This is a genomic window from Moorena sp. SIO3E8, assembly GCF_010692445.1.
GTDB classification, from domain to species: domain Bacteria; phylum Cyanobacteriota; class Cyanobacteriia; order Cyanobacteriales; family Coleofasciculaceae; genus Moorena; species Moorena bouillonii.
Map to the genome: position 1 here is coordinate 35,506 of NZ_JAAHHM010000040.1, position 20,618 is coordinate 56,123.

Annotated in this window: 21 protein-coding genes; 11 read left to right on the plus strand and 10 right to left on the minus strand. The window is 44.9% G+C overall.

All coding sequences use genetic code 11. From position 1 onward, the window contains the following. The first annotated feature begins 209 nt into the window (after window positions 1-209). Window positions 210-1,247 (plus strand): hypothetical protein, encoded by a 1,038-nt coding sequence (locus F6K46_RS18360; protein WP_075902514.1) that lies wholly within the window; start codon window positions 210-212, stop codon window positions 1,245-1,247. A gap of 35 nt (window positions 1,248-1,282) precedes the next feature. Here the strand turns inward: F6K46_RS18360 and F6K46_RS18365 are convergent, their stop codons facing one another. Continuing rightward, on the minus strand, window positions 1,283-1,441 hold the full coding sequence (locus F6K46_RS18365) for a hypothetical protein (protein WP_293061808.1): 159 nt from the start codon (window positions 1,439-1,441) through the stop codon (window positions 1,283-1,285). A gap of 348 nt (window positions 1,442-1,789) precedes the next feature. Here F6K46_RS18365 and xth point away from each other — a divergent pair, with 348 nt between their 5' ends. The 3 genes from xth to F6K46_RS18380 all read left to right on the plus strand — a co-directional run bounded on the left by xth (window position 1,790) and on the right by F6K46_RS18380 (window position 3,290). Continuing rightward, window positions 1,790-2,578 carry an exodeoxyribonuclease III gene (gene xth / locus F6K46_RS18370; RefSeq protein ID WP_075902516.1) on the plus strand — a complete coding sequence of 263 codons (789 nt, stop codon included), beginning with the start codon at window positions 1,790-1,792 and terminating at the stop codon, window positions 2,576-2,578. 61 nt (window positions 2,579-2,639) lie between these two features. Next, a complete protein-coding gene (locus tag F6K46_RS18375; protein WP_269087056.1) occupies window positions 2,640-2,765 on the plus strand; it encodes a hypothetical protein in 126 nt (41 codons plus the stop codon). Window positions 2,766-3,089: 324 nt separating this feature from the next. Next, window positions 3,090-3,290, plus strand: coding sequence for a hypothetical protein (locus F6K46_RS18380; RefSeq protein WP_293117223.1), 201 nt, complete (start codon window positions 3,090-3,092; stop codon window positions 3,288-3,290). On the opposite strand, the gene F6K46_RS18385 is transcribed toward F6K46_RS18380, so the two are convergent. The 3 genes from F6K46_RS18385 to F6K46_RS18395 all read right to left on the minus strand — a co-directional run bounded on the left by F6K46_RS18385 (window position 3,252) and on the right by F6K46_RS18395 (window position 10,609). After that, window positions 3,252-5,357, minus strand: a complete 2,106-nt coding sequence (locus tag F6K46_RS18385) for a response regulator (protein WP_293065267.1) — start codon at window positions 5,355-5,357, stop codon at window positions 3,252-3,254. The two genes, F6K46_RS18380 and F6K46_RS18385, sit on opposite strands and share 39 nt — an antisense overlap. A gap of 6 nt (window positions 5,358-5,363) precedes the next feature. After that, window positions 5,364-5,822 carry a response regulator gene (locus tag F6K46_RS18390; protein WP_366510821.1) on the minus strand — a complete coding sequence of 153 codons (459 nt, stop codon included), beginning with the start codon at window positions 5,820-5,822 and terminating at the stop codon, window positions 5,364-5,366. Window positions 5,823-6,040: 218 nt separating this feature from the next. Then, complete coding sequence (locus tag F6K46_RS18395) at window positions 6,041-10,609, minus strand: PAS domain S-box protein (protein ID WP_293065270.1); 4,569 nt, start codon at window positions 10,607-10,609, stop codon at window positions 6,041-6,043. 609 nt (window positions 10,610-11,218) lie between these two features. On the opposite strand from F6K46_RS18395, the gene F6K46_RS18400 reads away from it, so the two are divergent. After that, window positions 11,219-11,710: a molybdenum cofactor biosynthesis protein MoaE gene (locus F6K46_RS18400; protein WP_293065273.1), complete on the plus strand. Its 492-nt coding sequence runs from the start codon at window positions 11,219-11,221 to the stop codon at window positions 11,708-11,710. On the opposite strand, the gene F6K46_RS18405 is transcribed toward F6K46_RS18400, so the two are convergent. After that, entirely contained in the window at window positions 11,673-11,840 is a 168-nt protein-coding gene (locus F6K46_RS18405; RefSeq protein WP_293117226.1) for a hypothetical protein, read from the minus strand. The genes F6K46_RS18400 and F6K46_RS18405 overlap by 38 nt on opposite strands. A gap of 205 nt (window positions 11,841-12,045) precedes the next feature. On the opposite strand from F6K46_RS18405, the gene F6K46_RS18410 reads away from it, so the two are divergent. Further along, the gene (locus tag F6K46_RS18410; protein ID WP_293065279.1) at window positions 12,046-12,225 is read left to right on the plus strand and encodes a hypothetical protein; all 180 of its coding nucleotides are present in this window, start codon (window positions 12,046-12,048) and stop codon (window positions 12,223-12,225) included. Between the two features lie 116 nt (window positions 12,226-12,341). On the opposite strand, the gene F6K46_RS18415 is transcribed toward F6K46_RS18410, so the two are convergent. After that, window positions 12,342-12,635, minus strand: a complete 294-nt coding sequence (locus F6K46_RS18415) for a DUF2103 domain-containing protein (RefSeq protein ID WP_070393817.1) — start codon at window positions 12,633-12,635, stop codon at window positions 12,342-12,344. A gap of 4 nt (window positions 12,636-12,639) precedes the next feature. Further along, complete coding sequence (clpS, locus tag F6K46_RS18420; protein ID WP_075901189.1) at window positions 12,640-12,960, minus strand: ATP-dependent Clp protease adapter ClpS; 321 nt, start codon at window positions 12,958-12,960, stop codon at window positions 12,640-12,642. A 459-nt stretch (window positions 12,961-13,419) separates the two neighbouring features. Here clpS and F6K46_RS18425 point away from each other — a divergent pair, with 459 nt between their 5' ends. The 3 genes from F6K46_RS18425 to F6K46_RS18435 all read left to right on the plus strand — a co-directional run bounded on the left by F6K46_RS18425 (window position 13,420) and on the right by F6K46_RS18435 (window position 16,874). Continuing rightward, window positions 13,420-14,547, plus strand: a complete 1,128-nt coding sequence (locus F6K46_RS18425) for a hybrid sensor histidine kinase/response regulator (protein ID WP_293065285.1) — start codon at window positions 13,420-13,422, stop codon at window positions 14,545-14,547. Between the two features lie 74 nt (window positions 14,548-14,621). Next, a complete protein-coding gene (locus F6K46_RS18430; protein WP_293065288.1) occupies window positions 14,622-16,526 on the plus strand; it encodes a tetratricopeptide repeat protein in 1,905 nt (634 codons plus the stop codon). 27 nt (window positions 16,527-16,553) lie between these two features. Next, window positions 16,554-16,874 (plus strand): hypothetical protein, encoded by a 321-nt coding sequence (locus tag F6K46_RS18435; protein ID WP_293065291.1) that lies wholly within the window; start codon window positions 16,554-16,556, stop codon window positions 16,872-16,874. A 53-nt stretch (window positions 16,875-16,927) separates the two neighbouring features. On the opposite strand, the gene F6K46_RS18440 is transcribed toward F6K46_RS18435, so the two are convergent. After that, window positions 16,928-17,167: a type II toxin-antitoxin system HicB family antitoxin gene (locus tag F6K46_RS18440; protein ID WP_293065294.1), complete on the minus strand. Its 240-nt coding sequence runs from the start codon at window positions 17,165-17,167 to the stop codon at window positions 16,928-16,930. A 438-nt stretch (window positions 17,168-17,605) separates the two neighbouring features. Between F6K46_RS18440 and F6K46_RS18445 the strand changes: the two genes are divergently transcribed. Together F6K46_RS18445 and F6K46_RS18450 are read left to right on the plus strand one after the other, a co-directional pair. Continuing rightward, the gene (locus tag F6K46_RS18445; protein ID WP_293065297.1) at window positions 17,606-19,753 is read left to right on the plus strand and encodes an NACHT domain-containing protein; all 2,148 of its coding nucleotides are present in this window, start codon (window positions 17,606-17,608) and stop codon (window positions 19,751-19,753) included. Between the two features lie 50 nt (window positions 19,754-19,803). Beyond that, window positions 19,804-20,049 (plus strand): hypothetical protein, encoded by a 246-nt coding sequence (locus F6K46_RS18450; protein WP_293065299.1) that lies wholly within the window; start codon window positions 19,804-19,806, stop codon window positions 20,047-20,049. Window positions 20,050-20,056: 7 nt separating this feature from the next. On the opposite strand, the gene F6K46_RS18455 is transcribed toward F6K46_RS18450, so the two are convergent. Both F6K46_RS18455 and F6K46_RS18460 read right to left on the minus strand, forming a co-directional pair. Beyond that, complete coding sequence (locus F6K46_RS18455) at window positions 20,057-20,245, minus strand: hypothetical protein (RefSeq protein ID WP_293065302.1); 189 nt, start codon at window positions 20,243-20,245, stop codon at window positions 20,057-20,059. 119 nt (window positions 20,246-20,364) lie between these two features. Further along, the gene (locus F6K46_RS18460; protein WP_293117229.1) at window positions 20,365-20,592 is read right to left on the minus strand and encodes a hypothetical protein; all 228 of its coding nucleotides are present in this window, start codon (window positions 20,590-20,592) and stop codon (window positions 20,365-20,367) included. Between the last annotated feature and the right edge of the window lie 26 nt (window positions 20,593-20,618).

Consider the following 20,618-nt stretch of genomic DNA (forward strand, 5'->3'; position numbering starts at 1 on the left):
TGAGGGCGCAAGCCTTGCGCCCCTACAATTAGGCTTAAGCAACGGATGCCAGGGTAATTTTTGAACTGGAATGGCTGATCAAGGGGAGTCAAGAAACTGCTGCATCAGTTTCTTGTGATTGCATCTACGCGCAATAGTTATTTGAGAAATTAATTATGAGTTTGGATGGCACAATCTCTAAGAAACTATCTAAGTGTTCAGTTGGCGATATGTCTGAAATTGACAGCCAATTAGTGGATTGCAAAGTGTTGGGTGGCAAAAAGCAAAAGCTGTTTTCCTATGTTGCTTATGGTTTGGGAATCCACTCGGCGCTACCAATCCCAGAGTTTATCCCAGCAGAAGTAGAGTGTGATGTGATGATTCACATTCAGAGTAATGATTACAGTACGGGATGCGTTCGCGTAGCGTCGGCTGAGGCCGTAGGCCAAACGCGAACGCCGAATCGCAAAATCAGTGACTACATTCCAAAGGAAGTTATCCAGCAGCCGATGGCTTTGCAGTTGAGTCCAAAGGAGGCGGTGATTTATCTCAAAGACACAGGGCTGTTTCTGGTACAGGGGGGAAACTCGATTACGATCATTCCCTCAGCAGAAGCCTGTCTGAGCCGCATTCAAACGGCTCTAGTGGGAACTGTGATGGCGATTCTGCTCTATCAGCGAGGATTGTTGGTGCTACATGCCAGTATAGTCAATATTAATGGTGGTGCGGTTGTTTTCTTGGGTGATTCCGGTGAGGGTAAGTCTTCAATTGCTGCTGCACTCCATAGTCAGGGATACAGAATCATCACTGATGATGTTGCACCTGTGACGTTGGATCAGGGGACAGCTAAAGTTGCTTCTAGCTTTCCTCAAATTAAACTAAGTCGAGAAGTGGCTAAGGTTTTGGGATATGACCAGGATAAGCTGGGTCTGCTGGTACCGAAGTTAAATAAACCTGACTATCTATTAAATCAGGATTTTACCCAAGCGCTACTACCAATCCGGTGCATCTATGTACTGGTTTCAGGTTCACAGTTGAGTATTAAGCGTCTGAAACTTCAGGAGGCGGTGATGGAACTATCCCGTCACTCCCGTCTAAACAGCTTATTTGACTCTGAGAAAGCATCCCATCTTCTTCAGTGTGCTCAGCTTGCCAATCAGTGTAGTGTCTATCGTCTCCAGCGACCTCGTAACTTGGCTTTGTTGCCAGAGTTAGGGAGGTTGGTGGCAGAACACCAATTTATACAGGGTCAAAGTGAAAAGGTATAGCGCTACGCTTAGCGTCAGAAGTCAGAAGTCAGAAGTCAGAAGTCAGCTAGACTCACGTTTCGGAATTTAGGAGCGATGCAGCGCGGTCTTGGGGAGGCAGCGCGGTCTTGGGGAGGCAGCGCCGCCAAAGGGGGTTTCCCCCATGAGCGACTGCCGTGGTTTCCCCCATGAGCGACTGCCGTGGTTTCCCCCACTCGCGCTTTGCATCAAGACAATGTCAAACACCTTAATGCGTAGTGCTATAAATAATATGATAAATTACCCAAAGCCCGATTATCGATTACTCAAAAAAACCTCGATCTCATAATCATCCTAATCAGGTTTTATCAAACACTGTAATCAACCCCTTCAAATTAGTTGAAGGGGTTTACTGTAATATGTCCGACGTGATATCTCTTCCTTTACTGCTAAACTAGCCTGTTGAAAACTATGGTAGTCTGTTTTTGATGTCTGAGTAGAAGGTATCTATATCCTGCTCCCCAACGCTGGCGTAGACGTAGTTGCTGTCTGTTTTGGACTAAATCTAATCACCTGTAGGGCTAATGAAAATCGCTACCTGGAACGTCAACTCAATTCGGAGTCGCCAAGCTCAAGTAATAGATTGGTTGCAACGGACCCAAGTAGATGTGCTTTGCCTGCAAGAAACTAAAGTAGTCGATGCCCAGTTTCCGCGATCGCTTTTTGAAGAATTGGGGTATTACCTTTATATTTCTGGGCAAAAATCCTATAACGGTGTAGCCATCTTTAGCCGGAAACCAGCCACAGAAGTAACTACTGGTTTTGCTGCGGTGTTGGATACAGCTCAGGTCGGGGACTTAGATGAACAAAAGCGAGTGATTAGCGCTACAGTAGATGGCGTCCGCATTGTTAACCTCTATGTTCCCAATGGGGCTTCGGTGAACAGTGAGAAGTATGACTACAAGCTACGTTGGCTGAAGATACTGCGGGACTATTTAAACAGTATCCTAGAACAACAGTCCCATGAACTTTGTGTATGTGGGGACTTTAATATTGCCCCAGAAGACCGGGATATCCATGATCCTAAAGGCAAAGAAAAGCATATCATGGCGTCCCCAGTAGAACGTCAAGCCCTACAATCTGTCTTAGACCTAGGTTTAGCAGATGCCTTTCGCAAATTTACCAAAGAAGGGGGTAATTTTAGTTGGTGGGACTATCGCACCCGTGCCTTTCGGGGTAATCGGGGTTGGCGCATTGACCATATCTACCTAACCCCCAATCTTTACAATCAAGCGATTAGTTGTACCATTGACATAGAACCGAGAAAACTAGATAAACCTAGTGACCATGCCCCTGTAATCCTCATGTTTTAGTCAAGTTTTATAGGGAGTTGCATTCAAAGAGAGTAGATTGGTTGGATAGGGAGATAGGGAGATGGGGAGATGGGGAGATGGGGAGATTGGGGGAAGAGAAAGTTGTACCTTTGACCGCAACTTAGTATTAAAGGGAAAAGCTATGCAAATGGCAAATAGCAAATGGAAAATGGAAAATGGGAATTAAATTGAATAATTAAAATTAACAACTAAAATCAAAAATTAACAATTCTAATTAGGGTTTGCTGAAAAAGTCTTTTGGTATTGAATTGAGTCAGGAGTTAGGAGTCAGGAGTTAGGAGAAATGGGAATTATATAGAAGGTAGTCGGAAGACTTGTCCCTTTATTTTTCGGCTCAAGTCTTTGTATGCTAATTTTTTGAGCTTTTTCGACCGATTTGCTTGCACTTAAAGAGACCCAAAAAGGCGAAAACCTTTATCTGTCAATGCCCATGAGAGTTAATCAGCAAGCCCTAATTAACAATTAGAGCAGTCGAAGTAAAGGTTAAGAAATGTTTCTGCTCCCTGCTCCCTGCTCCCTGCTCCCTGCTCCCTGCTCCCTGCTCCCTGCTCCCTGCTCCCTGCTCCCTGCTCCCTGCTCCCTGCTCCCTGTTCCCTGCTCCCTGCTCCCTGCTCCCTGCTCCGAAAAACCCAGAACTTTATACTCACCACAATTAACGACCTTTAAGCACACGATCAATAGCCTGCAATAATTCCTTAGCGGTGTAAGGCTTTGACAAAAAGGTTTTAACTCCAGCTTCAGCCGCCGCATCGACTTTATCACTGATAGGCAACCCACTGATGCCAATAATTTTGATCTCGGAGTTAATTTCTTGCAATCGAAGGATAGTTGCTGGTCCATCCATAACTGGCATCATCATATCCATCAGCACCAAGCTAATATCATCCTGATGTTGCCTATAGAGTGCGATCGCTTCCCTACCATCCCTGCTACTGATCACCCTATAGCCATAGTTTTCTAAGGAAGTCTTGGTAATCTCACCAATAGCCGCTTCGTCATCCACCACTAAAATCAACTCACCGTTTCCTGTCGGTAGTTCTAGTTCTTCCTCGGCAGGAATTGGGGAGTATTCTACTGCTGGCAAATATACTTTAAAGTGAGTACCTACCCCCACTTCACTATACACATTCACAAAACCGCTGTGACTTTTAACAATACCTCTGACAGTAGACAAACCTAGTCCTGTACCTTGACCGATTTCTTTAGTAGTGAAAAATGGCTCGAAAATTCTTGGCTGTATTTTCAAGGGAATACCAATGCCAGTATCAGCAACGGTCACCACAATGTAGGGACCGATATAAGCATCAATATGCATCCTGGCATAGTTTTGATCTAAAAAAATATTTTGGGCAGACAATGTCAACGTTCCACCATCAACCATAGCATCACGAGCATTGATGCAGAGGTTCATCAACACTTGGTGCAGTTGTGTGGCATCGCCAGATACAGACCAAAGATTGGGGTCTATATCCGTAGACAGTTCAATGGATCTGGGAAATGTTTCTAGGATAATGTGTCGAATTTCCCGAATCAAATGCCTGACTTGTAAAACCGTTCGTTGACCTGTAACACCCCGAGCAAACGATAAAACTTGCTTGACTAAACCAGCCCCGCGCCTAGCATTATTCTCTACAGTTTTTAGGAGTTGCACATGCCGCTGATCTGAGATTTTAAGCTGCAACAGTTGAGCGGACATTAGAATAGGAGCTAATAAGTTGTTCAGGTCATGGGCGATGCCCCCAGCTAAGGTACCAATGCTCTCCATGCGCTGAGCATGGAGAAACTGGGTTTCCAGTTGTTTCTTCTCAGTTATATTAGTATTGACAATCAAGATTGATTTGGCCTGTCCCTGAGGATTTTGCACCAAAGTCCAGCGACTTTCAACAATAATTTCTTTGCCATCTTTGGTGACTTGATTCAACTCACCATACCACTCCCCTGTTTTGGCCACACTTTGGTCTGCCTCGGCTAGGTCAGCTGGTGCTTGTTCGTACAGCAGTAGATGCTCTTTTTTCCCAATCACTTCTGCTGCCTGCCAACCATAGAGACACTCTGCCCCTTTATTCCAAAATGAGATAGTATTGTCTAGATCCCGAACCAGAATGGCATCGGTTGCCACATCCAACAAAGCCGCTTGTTCCCGAATTTTTTGTTGGGCTTGCTGGCGCTCAAGGGCATAGCGGATGGAACGCTCTAGTAAAGGTGCTCTGAGCTGACTCTTATCCAGGTAATCGGCTGCCCCAGCTTTCATGGCTTCCATGTCAACCTCATGGTCTCCCTGGGCAGTGAGGAGGATAATCGGTGCTGTACACCCCCTGGCAATGGCTTCACCCAGGAGTTCAAGTCCATTATGCTCACCAAGACGGTAGTCCAGTAGATAAACATCATGGTGGTTCTGAGCAATCATTTCTAAGCCCTTAGCATAGGTTGCCACCCAAGTCAAGCTAAATCTAGCCCTCCGGTTTTCCGACAGTAAATCACGAGTTAGAATATAGTCATCTTCGTCATCATCAACGAGTAATACATTAACCAAAGGGTTGTACATTGGTCTGGCACCAGAGGAATCGAAGGAAATTAGTCGAGAGTGGTGAGTTCTGAGTTCTGATTTGGGTAAGCAATTTGCCAGGTCTGTGATCAACGAACATTGATGAGGGTCGGTTTTGGAAATAGTCCTGAGTGGATCAGTCTTTAGTGGTACAGTAGAAACATCAGAAGAAACATCAAAACGTTCAGCTGGCGGTTGTGAGTATTTACTCATGGCAGTCTATTTATTCCCTTCGGGGGGCAATTCGGCGATGTCCAACCAGTACTTTTTTAACGTTTGCATCACCTCAATTAGGGAACTATAGGTGACAGGCTTAACGATGAAAGAATTTGCTCCTAAGTTATAACTATGATAAATATCTTCTTCAGCCTTTGAGGTAGTCAGCACCACAACTGGTATAACTCGTAGATTAGGATCAGCCCTAATTTCTCTGAGGGCTTCACGACCATCTTTTTTCGGCATATTCAAATCCAGTAGGATTAAACTTGGACGAGGGGACATGCTGGCCTGGGTGTGTTTACCACGGTGATACAGATAATCCATCAATTCCTCGCCATCACTGACAAAGTATAGCTCATCGGTCAACTTACTCTCTAAGAGAGCCTCCCTTGCCAACAGACAATCATCCGGATCATCATCTGCCATTAGAATTACCACGGGATTTCGGCTTTCATTCACTAAGCATTATCTCCTCGACCAAAAATTATAAAGGAATTATAAAGTAAATATGAAGGGATTATGAAGTATAAAGGGATAAATTTGAGGTATTTTATTGATTAGTCACTCAACTACTAGTATGTTTTCATTATTTAACGTTTAACCTTGGCCAAAAGGCCACGCTACGCGAACAACCTTTAACTTTTCACCTTTAACCTTTCACCTTTAACCTTTAATCTTCAACTTTGTTTAATCGGCACCGTAACAATAAACCTAGCCCCCTGTCCTGGTGTGCTTTCTGCCATGATGCTACCATTATGGCGCTCAACAATTTTACGGCAGATAGCTAGACCGATGCCGGTTCCTTCATACTCGCTGCGACCATGGAGCCGTTGAAAGGTTTGGAAAATGCGATCGCGATACTCGGGGTTAAACCCAATACCATTGTCTTCAACTATAATCTGACAACGCTGATTAACGGTTGCGCCTCCATAACTTAAGGGAACACTTTCCTGAATCAGTTGACTATAAATTGTAACGAGGTTACCTCTTTGTTCTGGTCGGAATTTAAGTCCGTTACTGATCAGGTTTTGCAAAAGTTGACGCATTTGCAGGGGATCAGCTTCAATAGTATGTAGTTCACCGACTTCCACTACGCCACCAGATTGCTGGATACGTAGTTCTAAATCAGAGAGTACCTCTTGTACCACTTGAGCCAGATCAGTGGCAACCAAAGGTCTTGCCTTGGTGGTCACCCGGGAAAGGCTAAGCAAGTCACTGATTAACACCTGCATCCGTTCTGCAGCATTCTGCATCCGTATCAGGTAGTCCTGCCCCTGCTCTGTTAACTGTTCATGATACCTGGTCTGAAGGCGATCGCCAAATGCCCGAATCTTGCGCAGGGGTTCTTGCAGGTCATGGGATGCTACATAGGCAAACTCTTGTAGTTCAGCATTAGAACGGGCAAGTTCCTGACGCTGACGGGTTTCTGTTTCTAAAAGCTGGGCTTGGGCTAAGGCAATACCAATTTGGTCGGCCAGTTGTTGCAACAATTCACTTTCAAAGTTAGTCCATGGTCGTGGATTCGAACACTGATGGGCAATGAGCAAACCCCAAAGTTGGTCTTGTTGCTGAATTGGTACCACTAGGTTAGCTTTTACCCCAAACTGTTGCAGCATTTCTACATGGCAAGCTTCGATATCAGAGTTTTCTAAGTCACAGATGTTGCTAACCCTTCCCTGACGATACTGATCCAGGTACTCTTCATGAAAGCAAGGATCTTCGATGCTTTGTCCGAGCATGATTGGCCAACCAGGTACTACTGCTTCTTGAAGCACTTTCCCCCAGCCATCAAAACTCAGTTGGAAGAGTACAACTCGGTCAGCCTTGAGAAATTGTTGCACTTCTGTAACAGCCGTTTGCAAAATCTGCTCCAGTTGTAGAGACTGGCGGATTTTCAGGGTAATTTCTGAAAACAATTGCGATCGCTGATTTTGGCGCTGGAGTTCTTGCTCTGCTAACTTACGGTCAGTAATGTCATCCACCACATAGGAAAATCGGGGGTGAGGAGCGGTTGTGTCGGGAATTGGGCATACAGTAGCGCATAACCACCGGGTATCGGTTTCAGTGGTGTGATCATACTCGAAGGAAATGGGCTGATTGCTTTGTTGGCTTTCTCGGTAATGGGTAATCCACCGACGGATATGAGTTTTGGGTGCCCCCAGGTCACTGGCTAACCGATTCTGCATGGCCTCGGGTGTAGTCCCGAAAAAATCCGCCGTACTCTTATTATCAGAAATATGCAGGATGTCATCATCCAGAAGTTCCACGACCCCCATCAATAGTGCGGAACTGTTGAAGAAACTACGCAGGGTCGATTCACTCTCGAGCAGTGCAGCTTCTGCCTGTTGGCGCTCTATTTCTGCTTGATGAGCTGCAATCAATCGACCAAGACTTTGAGCCATTAATTCTACAATTTCCCGTTCGTGAGGCTGGAAATCCGTTTCTCTTACCTGGGTTGAGGAAAAATTCAGGGAGCCGTAGACTTCACCATAGACAAATATAGGAGTGCCGATATAGGACTCAAGTTTTAGAGTTTGGTAGACTGGATGAGCGTGCATCAGTTCCATGTCACCTACATGAGTATAGGCAATGGTCTTTTTTTCGTGAACGACAACAGCACAATAGGTATTTTTTAATTCAAACTCTGAGCCAGCTACTAACCCTTCTAGATCAGACCTGACCGACAGGATGGTGTAGGAATTAAGGTGTACTTGACTTATAATGCCAGTGGGCATCCCTAAAATTTTACATCCCGTCTCCAGATAGTCAGCATACAGCAGCTCAAAGTTTTGGTAATTGGTGGTATTCAGCCGATGTAAGTGTTTGAGGTTGTTACTAAAGGTTTCCAGAGCCTGAGACTTTTGCAAAAGTTGCTCGTCTGCGTGCTTGTGTTCAGTGATGTCCCGTCCTACTGCCTGGAGCTCAATTAATTGACCCTGCTCGTTAAAGATGGCACGATCGCTCCACTGCTGCCAGCGCATCTCTCCTGTGGGCATAATCACCCGGTGTTCAACCGTTTCTACCGGATTCTCAGGGCTTAGAGAAGTAATACACTCTTCTAGCCTTTTGATATCCTCATTGGGAATCAATGGCAAAAACCGTTGCCCAATCAACTCTTCCTCTGACTTGCTGAAATAGCGACAGTAGGCACCATTGACAAAGGTAAGAGTTCCATCAGGACGGAAACGACAGATGAGTTCGGTTTGATCTTCGACAATAGCGCGATAGCGAGCCTCGCTTTGATACAATTCCTGCTGATTTTGCTCCCGCTCGGTTATATCATGGTTAAGACCAATGGTGGCCACCATATTGTCTTGCTGATCATACAGAGGTACTACCACCGTTTCACACACCCCACACCTGCCATCTTTGCCAATAAAGTGAATCTTCCCAGACCAACGTCGGGACCTGGTCATCTCCTGGATAATCTGATCGGTTAGAACCGTCGCCTCTTCCGGTCGGTGCAAAATCCCTACAGTTGTACCCAATACCTCAGCTTTGGTGTAGCCGAATATTCGCGCTGAAGCGGGATTCCAATCAATTATCTTACCGGCTAAGTCGGTGATTATGATCCCATCGAAGATACTTTCAAAAATCAGAGCCTGTCTACGCAAGGCCTCTTCCGCCTGTTTGCGCTCAGTGATATCGATGGAAGAACCGATGTAACCGGTAAAGTCCCCATTGGGGGTAAATCTGGGAGTGCCTATATCTAATATCCAACGATACTGCCCATCCCTACGTCGCAAGCGGTACTCCATGGGAAAATTTTCTCTGGCGTCGAAGGCGGATACATAGGTATTGAAGCTGGACTCTAGGTCATCAGGATGCACCCCTTCAGCCCAGCCCTTGCCCAATTCAAGTTCGAGGGTCTTACCGGTGAAGTTCAACCAAAGCTGATTGAAAAAGTTATAAAGTTTATCAGTGCCTGACATCCAGATCATCACTGGGGCATGATCAGCCATCATCCGGAAGCGAGCTTCACTTTCTTCGAGGCTGGCTTGCTTGTGTTTGGCCTCGGTAATGTCCCGTGCGATCGCATAAATTAAACCATCGTTAACTACAGGATAAGCAGCCCAGGCTAGCCATTTATAAGACCCATCTTGACAGCGATAGCGATTCTCGAAATAGACAGTAGGGATGCCAGTCCCCAATTGTTCCATTTCCGCCCTAGTTGCTGCTCGGTCATCGGGATGGACAAAATTGAAAAACGTGGTGCTGGTTAGTTCCGCTTCGGTGTAACCCAAGGTGCTAGTAAAGGAAGGGCTCAAGCGCTTAAAGTAGCCATCGAAACCCGCTATACACAGCAAATCTATCGAGAGGTCAAAGAAGCGATCGCGTTCTTCCTGGATCCGTTTCCATTCAGTAATGTCACGAGTAAAACATCGGGTATGGACAAATTTGCCATTTTTCCAGAGGGCATTAGAGTTAATCAGCACATGGCGAATCGAGCCATCTTTGCACAAGAGTCTGGCTTCGTAGTTTTTTAAGGTTTCTTTAGCAGTTAGTCTGGCCAGGATATCGTCAATCACCTCTTGCTCCAGGTAAAATTCAGCAATGTGGTGACCGATATACTCCTGGGCGTTGTAACCCAGCAGATCTAACTCTGCCTGATTAGCCCACAGGATGATGCCATTGCTATCCACCCAATGGAGACCAACGGAGCCATTTTCTAAAAAATCCAGGAGTTCTTGGTCAACCTGGGGTAATTCATGCTCAAGACCTTGGTTTTCTAGCTGAGGTTGCTGTAAATCCGCTAACTGTTGTTTTAGCTCCAGTTGGCTGATCAGTTGACGACTTAAGGCTTGTAATCCGCCTAACTGTTGAGGCTGAAGTTCCTTTGGAACCTGATCCATGACCGCAAGTGTTCCCAGAGCATATCCCTCAGAGGTAATTAGGGGAACTGCAGCATAAAACCGAATATGAGGCTCAGCAGTAACTAAGGGATTAGTGGCAAACCGTTGATCAGCTAGGGTATCCTGAACTACCAATACCTCAGCTGACTCAATCCCATGGCTGGATAAAAAGGTATTTTGACTTATTGACGTTTCATAATCGCCCAGACTAGACTGACACCATTGACTGTTACTGTCAATCAGGGTAATCAGAGCCATGGGCGTTTGGCAAATTTGTGCAGCTAATGCTGTGACATCATCAAACGCTTGTTGCAGATCAGGGTCAATAATTCTTTTATAATAGTTTTGGGCTGCCCGGGTTATTGGTTCATCAGCCTCTGCTCCTGCTGCCATCAAATAATCTCCAGACGGGTTATGATCAGCCCTAGTTATGATCAGCCCTAGGTTAGCTGTTGCTCAAGAAAGTAATACTGATCACTGATCAGCTAGGATGAGCTTGACTTTAAGTAGCTTGACTTTAAGGATAGGTAGCATCAATTGATTGACGGCAGATGTTTCATCGCCTAGTGAGCACTAGCCCTCGACAACGTGATTATTGCCCTTGTCAAAGAAAAAACTTCTGATTTAATATTATTTGAATAGTATTTAGGTATATTAACTGAAATTAGAGCAGCTGCTCCTAATTTTTAAAGTATTTTAAAAAAATCGAAACATGGCGCTAGGGTTGCCGATTGATTAAATCCAACCAGTAAAGATAAATAAACTATAGCGTTTCTTATCGCTATGAGGTACACAGGATTTTTTACCTCTTGCCTCTTGCCTCTGCTCTCTTCCCTGCTCCCTGCTCCGTTCGCGTAGCGTGGCCTACGGCCTCAGTCCCTGCTCCGAAGTCCCTAACACCCAGAATTTTGTACCTCATGACTATGATAAGTGCTATATATAAATATATAAATAAAGGCTTAGGCTGTTACTAATCTTAACACTCTTTGGAATTCTCCACTAATGACTCCCCTGCCCAAGAGCCTGCCCAAGAGCCCTGAAAAGCAAACGGTAGATAGTTTTTCGATCACCATCGCTCCCTTATCCCTATCAGAAATCTACACCCTTGCTGATGATCAGGCTAATGGAGCTGTGGTGATGATGAGTGGCACAGTCCGTAATCAGACTGATGGTAAACCAGTAGTAACATTAGAGTATCAGGCTTATGAGCCCATGGCATTAAAGGTATTTTCCTCAATTGCTGCCCAGATTCGTGCCTCATGGTCTGATGTCAATCGGGTGGTAATCCATCATCGCATCGGTCGGTTGACTATTGGGGAAATTAGCGTGTTAGTCGCTATTGGCTGTCCTCATCGTTCAGAAGCCTTTGCAGCTTGTAAGTATGCTATTGACACCTTGAAGCATAATGCTCCGATTTGGAAAAAAGAGCATTGGGATGATGGTTCCAGCAGTTGGGTCAGTATTGGGGCGTGTGAGCAAAATGCAGAATTTTAAGGGGTTGAAGGTTTGAAGGTTGTTCGCGTAGCGTGGCCAAACGCGCCCCGCGTGGCCAATAGGCCAAGGCCAAGGTTTGAAGGTTGAAGGTTGTTCGCGTAGCGTGGCCAAACGCGCCCCGCGTGGCCAATAGGCCAAGGCCAAGGTTTGAAGGTTAGCTGGTTAGCTGGTTATTTGGTTGAAGGTTGAAAGTTTGCCTCTTGGAAGCCTTAAATCGTAGGGTGGGCATTGCTTTTGGAATATCATGATTGAACAGCTATCAATGACATGGGCAATGCCCACCAATACCCTAAGTTGGGCATTGCTTTTGGAATATCATGATTGAACAGCTATCAATGACATGGGCAATGGCCACCAATACCCTAGGGTGGGCAAAGACTGATGTGAATTCCGGAATGTTTGGGAGTTGGAAAGCGGCCTTTGGTATCCTGGTTGGTGGGCATTGCTCAGATGAATTCTGCCAGGGTTGGGGGTTGATTTCAAGCAATGCCCACCCTACAACTATGAAAAATTAAGAATTAAGAATTAAGAATTAAGAATTAAGAATTAAGAATTAAGAATTAAGAATTAAGAATCTAACTTCTAACTTCTAACTTCTAAAATAGCCTCCCTGTAGCACGAACTTTTATACTTATCGTTTTATTGATTGAGCGATCGCTTTTTCTAGTTCGACCTTACTCAAGTTGGTGAGGATGAACACCTCTTGAAAGCTTTTACCAGACCTGGCAATCACCTTGAATCCCCCACGAATTGGCACTGATACTTTTAACTGTAATTTAGGACAGTGACTTCTTGCCCGCCCAAGGACAGCAGGGGTAATGGTTTGAATACCGGGGTAATCTGTGAGTCGTTGCAGAACTGGAATGAGACCCTGAATGTGGGTAGAGTGATTCCAAACCAGCCTGCCGTCTTTGGGTTGGCTCATAATACTATGTAGCCTCCAAGGGAGCCATGGTTAACCCAGCACGAGAAAGCTGTTGGTGGTAAAGTTCCGCTTGTTCCTGGGGACCGACCCAAACAATGGCTTGACCTTCGTTGTGAACCTGATGGGTTAGTTCCCAGGCGTGATCATTTGTCATCCCAGGGATATACTTGACCAGACAGTCGTGAACATGCTGAAATGTGTTAAAATCATCGTCTAACACAATTACCTTATAGTTGGGATAAGGTTTTCGGGTAACTTGACCAGAGCGTTCAGGAGCTTTGACTGGTGCAGCAAATGTAGCTTTATAAGCTGCTGATCTTACCATATTCGCACATAGGTTACCAGAATAATTTACAAAAAATTAAGTTTAAAGTCAAACCATTCCTTCCAGTTTACAAAAATTGAAACGCCCTGCATAGTGACCGTGAGAAATAAGGAAAATCAAAAATTGGACTAAGCCTTTAATCCCTAAGGGTTTCAACGACCTTCGCTATTCGCAATTTTTTCTTTGCCTGTAAAGGACAATTTGCCATATTGAAGCGAACTCAGGCTGCTGTTTGTGTAAGGGGGAAGTTGCTGAGGGGCTGTGTGCAATGGCTTGCCGACCCACCTAATTAGCCCGCTCCCTATATAGCAGTCGAAGCAAAGCTTAGGAGATCTTTTGCTCCCTGCTCCCTGCTCCCTGCTCCCTTTCAAGCAAAAGACTATGTCCGCTCACCATGCTTCCCTTGCTATACATGAATGACAGGGGTTTCCACTTCTGACTTACCATCGAAATGATTCAATGAATGCTTTCCCTCTAAACCGCCCTTCCAAAACAGATCGCATTTTGGCTGTGGATGATTCCCCTGACAACTTGTTTCTACTGCAGACGCTTTTAGAAGAAGAGGGGTACGACATTACTTTGGCAGAGAATGGTCGGGTTGCCCTAGAGAAAATAGAGATATCTCCGCCGGAATTGGTGCTATTGGATGTGATGATGCCAGAAATGGATGGCTTTGAAGTAACCAAGCGCATCCGAAGCAATCCCAAGTTACCGTTTATACCAATTTTGTTGATCACCGCTTATGATCATCCGAGTGTGGTCCAAGGACTGGATATGGGGGCGGATGATTTTATTCGTAAACCAGTAGAAGTGGATGAATTGCTGGCCAGAGTGCGATCGCTTTTGCGCCTCAAACATAGTGTGGATGAACGGGACGAAATTGCTCGCCAACGAGAAGATTTTGTCTCTCGGCTTACCCATGACTTGCGCACCCCCTTAGTAGCAGCAGATCGCATCCTAAACCTGATGCAGCAGGGAGCTTTGGGAGAAATTCCCCCTCCAGTCCTGGAAGCCATAGTCACCATGACTCGCAGTAACCACAATTTGCTGACTATGGTGAATACGTTACTAGAAGTCTATCGCTATGAAGCCGGTCGGAAGTATTTGTCTTTCTCTGCCATCCCTGTGCAACAGGTTATTGAGGAAGTCATCCAAGAACTGTCTGCCCTAGCTCGTGATAAAAAACTGTCTTTGGACTATCAGACCGCGAAGCAGCTTAACTCCATAGTGATGGGCGATCGCTTAGAACTGCACCGATTGTTCACCAATTTGCTGGGAAATGCCATTAAATTCACTGACAACGGTTCTGTGACCCTTCGTCTGAGGAATAGTGCCAAGACTAGTGAAGGGAATCAGTCGTGGGTGGTGATTGAGGTGGAAGATACTGGTTTTGGTATATCCCCAGAAGACCAAAAACAGTTGTTTGAACGGTTTCGCCAGGGTAGCCACAAACGCTCAGGTAGTGGTTTAGGACTATATCTTTCCAAACGAATTCTCGAAGCTCATCAAGGAATAATCAACGTTAAGTCTGAGTTGGGTAAGGGGACTTTGTTTACTGTCAAATTGCCGAATCATGTTGACGGTTAACTAGACCTGCCAGAAGTCTATTCTGATTTTGAGCTATTTTTGAGGAAAGTGGGCACTGATCAGGCAAAAGGTTTATGTCTAACGAGATGGGATTGAGCGATCGCTATTTTGAGTTAATCGATGACATTGTCAAAACTACCCTGAAGGGGAAGATCCGTTCTAAATCCCAGGTCTATCAGATGTTGGTCAAGGGGGTGACGGTTGGCACTGGGGAAATTTTTGAACGTTGCCTTGATCAGCGCTTCGATATGACTCAGGCAGAAGTAGATAATCCTAAAAGTGAGTTGAAGCAAGCGAAAGCAATTCGGAAACTCAGGGCGCTTAATACCATTCGTGGTGAATGGGAACAGTGGCAGGAAGAAAACCGAGTTTCTGAAACTATCACTAGCGCTATTCAATTCATTACTACTGCTGAACCGGCTGAGCGCTTTACGGCTTTATTGCGAGTGATTGACCCCAATCAACAACCACCCCTGACGTTACAACAACTGGCGAGCCTGGCTAAACCCTTAAAGCAACAGGCACAACAAGCCTCTGATTCTGATACTGCTACAGACCTTGGACAACTCGCCGCTGGGATTACGGCGGGTTTGGCATCTTGGCAACGCTTGGAAGATTATCTAGTGAGTTGGATTTATGACCAAAGTCGAGGCTCACTGGGATTTGAGGGGACTCCGGAACAGCGTGGCCCTTGGGGGCTGTGGGCGAAAAAGGTCGATAGCCCGTTACCCCAGTCTTTATTTGAAAGTCTAGCGCTGAATCAATCCTTCCATGAATGGGCAGATACTCAGCCGAGTTTGGAACTAGAGGCTTGGGTGGAATTGGCTGTGATTCTCCAGTGCTTGCAGCGAGGACTGGTGAATTGGTTCGATAAAATGGTATATGACTCCAAGATGGGAGCAAAGTTATCGATTTCTACCTTTATCGTATTTGCTGTTATTTGGTCTAGGTTAGCTAATGTTTTGAACGAAACAGCAATTAGTAGCTACGGAAATGCCATAGCAAATGGCTGTTTTCAGGTTTGTCTGCAAATTCTGCGCACCTTTGCCCAACGGGACTACTTCCCTCTCTACGGTGGTGTGTTTGCTAACTTTAGCGGCAACTATCTCCAAGATGCTCTGAATTACCTAGATGAACCCCTGCGACAAGTAGACCGAACCGAGGAGAAAGCCCGGATTCTAACCTTGTTGGGTTATTCCCTTTGGTCCCAAGGAGCCTATGACCAAGCCAATAGCTTCCATCAGGAAGCTTTAGAGATTGCCCGTGAGGCTGGGGATAAACTTTGTGAAATTGCTAATTTCAATCACCTCAGTCGGATTTGTGTCGAGGAAGAAAATTATGCTGATGCAATTAACTATAGTCAACGAGCATTAATACTCGCTCGTCAAGCTGGAGACCGGTTAGGGGAAGCTAATGCTTTAGTGAATTTCGGCTACAGTGAAGTGTTTCAAGCTCAGGATAGCCAACAAGCAGAACTAGAAGTGTATGAAAGTGCAATTAACTATCTAGAACAAGGTCGATTATTGTTAGAACGATTGGGGGATTCTCCAGCAGGGAGTTATGGGGTTGGGCAAAGTAAAGCCTTGTGTTTCAGTAGTTTGGGAATTGCCCATGTCGTGGTTGAGCAGTATCAAAAAGCGATCGCATTTTTAGAACAAGGCTGGCAAGCCGCCCAATTTTCTGGGGATTTGTACTTACAAGGGGTGAATTTGGCCTACCTAGCCCAAGCTTGCTACAGCCAGCAAGATTGGCAGAAAGTGATTTATACCGCTAGTTTAGGAGCCTATCTATTAGAGCAAATTGGGTCTGAAGATTGGCGCAAACCAGCTGGGTTGTTAAGTATTTTGCAAGGACAAATGGGGCAAGATGGCTTCCAAACCCTTTTGGCACAGCAACGGTCAAAAATTATTGCTGTCATTGGCGTAGATGGCTATGACTATATTCCGGAATTGCTAGCAAAATATTTGGATTCAATATAAGTAGGTGCTAAACATTAATCTAACATCATGAATCCTACCCTAACTAAGATCCTTCCTAGGTTTGGGAAACAGACAACCCTAGCTTTGACAGTCCTAGCCTTAACTGCTGGAATGATCTCTAATGTCCAGGCTCAGTCACTGACCTTTGTTGATAATACCAATAGCAGTAAACGATTCTTTGAGGAAGGAAGAGAGCTGTTTGACACAGAACTTAAAAATCTAGTCAACAACAACCTTTCCTCTGCAGATACTATCCTTGAAATTAGTGATGAAGTTATCAATAGAGAAGACATCTTGGAACTGGAAGATACTGATAAATTTCCCGATGATGGTGATAGCGTGAAATAATCAAGTGCGTAGGGTGCGTTAATGAAATGTAACGCACCATCTATAGTGCGTAGTTAATGAAATGTAACGCACCGCCAGTGTATAGAAATTGTATCCTCGATTGCTTCTTTGGGTAATCCTCGACGACTATCAGCTAAACGATCTTCAAAAATCAGTTGAATTGCATTCTTCAAGCTTTCTTTGGCTTCTTCAACCGTTTCTCCTTGACCATTCGCACCAGGAATTTCAGGACAAATTGCCCAATATCCCCCTTCTGTTGCTGCCTCAATAATGGCGGTAAACTCTGCGTTCATAAAAATCTCCTTAGAGGTTTTATAGCCATTATATCTCCCATAAGGTACAAAGGGATCCCCCTAAATCCCCCTTAATAAGGGGGACTTTGAGTGCGATCGCACTCCCCCCACTTACCACACTCGACCCACTTTCCTGTTTTATCAAACTACCTAGACTATTTAATTTTTTATATCAAATCAGGATAATTATCCTTAATAAAAATCTCCCCATCTCCCTATCTCCCCAGCCTCTCCTTAATTATAGATATTCAAGCAGACTTGATATAGCGTTTCTAGGATTTATGAGGTACGCTTCTCAACCTCAAAGTCCCCCTTGATAAGGGGGATTTAGGGGGATCTCTTTGTCCCTCATGGCACATATAATTGCTATATTATTGGCTCTCTCGACGCTAATTCGTTAAAATTTAAGATAGTGATAAAACAGAGGTCGCTTCACAGATGAACCTTGCTGAACTTCTGACCAATCCCAACGTCCTTCAAAGACTACTCCAGTTACTACTAGGACTACTTACCTGTATTGTCGGACTTTTGATCAATCGCTTTGACCAGCAAAAAACTCTCTTTCACAAAATTATAGTATTTGGTCTATGCGTAATAGTTTATGTATTCTTAGCTCATGAAGCAGAAAATTTAGTTTCTCAAAAATCAGCACAAGACAATACCCAGTGGTTCCAACAAGTCTACTGGATTTTAGGTATTGGTTACTTATTGGCTCTACCTATAATTGGGTATTTGTTCACAACTAGGCCAGGAAACCAAACTCAAATCCCTAGACAGATTCCACAGGCAAAGTTACAGCGATGGCGACAACGCTTGCTAGCAGAAATAGCAGCAGACGTTAACAATTACCTTTATTACTCCCTGGACAATCACCACTTGATTAAGTTGGTGATGCCAGACCAAAGGGAGCAACTGGATCGTCCAGAAAAAAATACTGTGAATCCTAGCAATTCTCCTCCATGGTGGAAACAGTTGCCCAAGTACCTGGCAGTACCTTTCTGGGGAGTAACGACAGAATCTCAACCAGGTCAAAAGGTTATTGAGGTATTTAACCAAAAGCATATTGCCGGGAAACTGTTAATTCTCGGTGCCCCCGGTTCTGGAAAAACCACCATGCTGTTGGATTTGGCCAAGGATTTAATTACACGTGCCCAGGAGCAGCCAGACCAACCTATTCCAATTATTGCTGAACTTTCTGATTGGAAAGATGACCAACCCATTGCTGAATGGTTAGCAGCTTATTTAAAGTTTCGTTATAATCTCCCCGAAGCCATTACTCAGGAGTGGATTACCACCGGTCAGTTGTTACCTCTTCTGGATGGTTTGGATGAGTTGGGCTTAGAGCGGCAAAGGTTATGTGTTCAGCAATTACATCAGTTTGTCAAACACGTTCCTCGAATTGTGGTCTGCTGTCGTGAAGAAGAGTACAAAGCCGGTGAGCAAATTCTGGAGATGCGCGGAAAAGTCTGTCTGCAACCTTTGACAGATCAGCAGATAAAAAATTATTTAAAGGGGTTCAAGGGTCGCCTCTGGCCAGGAATTCAGCAAGATTCAGATGGGTTGCTAGAGTTAGCCAGAATGCCATTGCTATTACATTTAATTCCCCTGGCTTATCCCGATGGGTTGAAGCCAGGAAAGAAATATTTTAAGGATCCTAAAGCAAAGGAAGACTATCAGAACGAATGCCGTAAAACGTTATTTAAGAATTACATTGACCGTAAACTACAGGAAAAGCATGACAGTCGAGGTTATTCAGAAGAGGAGACTAGGCGCTGGTTAGCCTGGCTTGCTAAACAATTGAAGAAGCAAAAACAAACCGAGTTTTTGATTGAAAAAATGCAGCCTGTTTTGTTGAATAACTCCCGATCAAAGTGGTTGTATAAGCTGATTTTAGGGCGGATTTACGGGCTGATTTACGGGCGGATTTACGGGCGGATTTACGGGCGGATTTACGGGCGGATTTCCGGGCGGATTTCCGGGCGGATTTCCGGGCGGATTTCTGATAGTATAAAGCCTTCTGAAACTATTAAATTTTCATTGAAAGAAAGAACAAAAATAATTACAACTCTGATTTCCGGGCTGATTTCCGGGCTGATTTACGGGCGGATTTACGGGCGGATTTACGGGCTGATTTACGGGCTGATTTCCGGGCTGATTTCCGGGCTGATTTACTGGCTGACTTATGGGCTGATTTTAGGGCTGACTGTAGAAGAAATAAAAACACGAAATAAACCGAATCAGGGGATTAAAGAATCTGCTAAAAATACCGTTATTATTAGTTTAATTATTTGGCCTGTAACTTTATTATTTTTTGTATCACTTAGTCTAGTTTCGGCAGAGAATGTTGAACCACTCGAAGCATTAATTTTTACTTTTGGGATGGCAATGTTCTTGGGTTTTTCATTTGCTGGCAGACCCGTGATTCAGCATTTCGTCCTCCGCCTCATTCTCTGGCGCAGTGGTTCAATCCCCTGGAATTATGCTGATTTCCTGAGCTATGCCACAGAACGCCGCTTGATCAAGCAAGTGGGTGGACGCTATCGATTCATCCACGATTTGCTGCGGGAGCACTTTGCGACCACCTAGTGTGGGGGTTAATAATGGAATGATTTTAAAAGTTTTGTGGAACGGGCATCTTGGTGGAATGGGCATCTTGGGTGGAACTGGCATCTTGCGTAGAACTGGCATCTTGCCAGTTTCCTCCTTATTTTCGGGCGTTGCTCGTGGAATGGAATGATTTTAATAGTTTTCTGGAATGGGCATCTTGGGTGGAACTGGCATCTTGCGTAGAACTGGCATCTTGCGTAGAACTGGCATCTTGCCAGTTTCCTCCTTATTTTCGAGCGGGCAGGATGCCCACTCTACTCTTATTCATTCCTTAACTACCTATTATTCTTGATCCATAGGCAGACTAATATCCAAAAAAATAAGGAACTTAGCATCAGGCATGAGCCGTTTAAGAGGCTGCACATACCTCTTGGCATCACAAAGGTTGTCGAACCGAGCGAAAACCACTGGTGCCATCGGTGGCAATAACCTCACCAGTACCCATGGGTATAGGTTTCTACCATAGTACATAATAAGTGTATCTCCTTCGTAGAACTGGCATCTTGCCAGTTAAGTGGGACCCAGAGCCAGCCTTCGCCCAAGGAAGATCGTTAGGCTGGCTCTTGCCGTCAATTTTAACGGGGACAATTTTATTGTAGCACAAAAATTTTACTATTATAGCATATTTTTAAAAATTTTGTAAAAAATTTTTGAGGGAGTCGGGAATCGGGAATCGGGAATCGGGAATCGGGAATCGGGAGTCGGGAATCGGGAGTCGGGAATCGGGAATCGGGAATCGGGAATCGGGAGTCGGGAGTCGGGAATCGGGAGTCGGGAGTCGGGAATCGGGAATCGGGAATCGGAGATCGGGAGAGCACAGGTCTGAACTACAGCCACATGACGT

What these genes read in the sequence shown, in the direction of transcription:
- F6K46_RS18395 (WP_293065270.1), bottom strand. Translation starts at nt 10,609, where the DNA reads ATGGCAGCAGGAGCAGAGGCTGATGAACCAATAACCCGGGCAGCCCAA.
- F6K46_RS18435 (WP_293065291.1), top strand. Translation starts at nt 16,554, where the DNA reads ATGAATCCTACCCTAACTAAGATCCTTCCTAGGTTTGGGAAACAGACA.
- F6K46_RS18455 (WP_293065302.1), bottom strand. Translation starts at nt 20,245, where the DNA reads ATGTACTATGGTAGAAACCTATACCCATGGGTACTGGTGAGGTTATTG.
- F6K46_RS18385 (WP_293065267.1), bottom strand. Translation starts at nt 5,357, where the DNA reads ATGAGTAAATACTCACAACCGCCAGCTGAACGTTTTGATGTTTCTTCT.
- F6K46_RS18375 (WP_269087056.1), top strand. Translation starts at nt 2,640, where the DNA reads ATGGGGAGATGGGGAGATGGGGAGATTGGGGGAAGAGAAAGTTGTACC.
- clpS (WP_075901189.1), bottom strand. Translation starts at nt 12,960, where the DNA reads ATGGTAAGATCAGCAGCTTATAAAGCTACATTTGCTGCACCAGTCAAA.
- F6K46_RS18400 (WP_293065273.1), top strand. Translation starts at nt 11,219, where the DNA reads ATGACTCCCCTGCCCAAGAGCCTGCCCAAGAGCCCTGAAAAGCAAACG.
- F6K46_RS18380 (WP_293117223.1), top strand. Translation starts at nt 3,090, where the DNA reads ATGTTTCTGCTCCCTGCTCCCTGCTCCCTGCTCCCTGCTCCCTGCTCC.
- F6K46_RS18440 (WP_293065294.1), bottom strand. Translation starts at nt 17,167, where the DNA reads ATGAACGCAGAGTTTACCGCCATTATTGAGGCAGCAACAGAAGGGGGA.
- xth (WP_075902516.1), top strand. Translation starts at nt 1,790, where the DNA reads ATGAAAATCGCTACCTGGAACGTCAACTCAATTCGGAGTCGCCAAGCT.
- F6K46_RS18415 (WP_070393817.1), bottom strand. Translation starts at nt 12,635, where the DNA reads ATGAGCCAACCCAAAGACGGCAGGCTGGTTTGGAATCACTCTACCCAC.
- F6K46_RS18430 (WP_293065288.1), top strand. Translation starts at nt 14,622, where the DNA reads ATGTCTAACGAGATGGGATTGAGCGATCGCTATTTTGAGTTAATCGAT.
- F6K46_RS18360 (WP_075902514.1), top strand. Translation starts at nt 210, where the DNA reads ATGTCTGAAATTGACAGCCAATTAGTGGATTGCAAAGTGTTGGGTGGC.
- F6K46_RS18425 (WP_293065285.1), top strand. Translation starts at nt 13,420, where the DNA reads ATGAATGCTTTCCCTCTAAACCGCCCTTCCAAAACAGATCGCATTTTG.
- F6K46_RS18410 (WP_293065279.1), top strand. Translation starts at nt 12,046, where the DNA reads ATGACATGGGCAATGGCCACCAATACCCTAGGGTGGGCAAAGACTGAT.
- F6K46_RS18445 (WP_293065297.1), top strand. Translation starts at nt 17,606, where the DNA reads ATGAACCTTGCTGAACTTCTGACCAATCCCAACGTCCTTCAAAGACTA.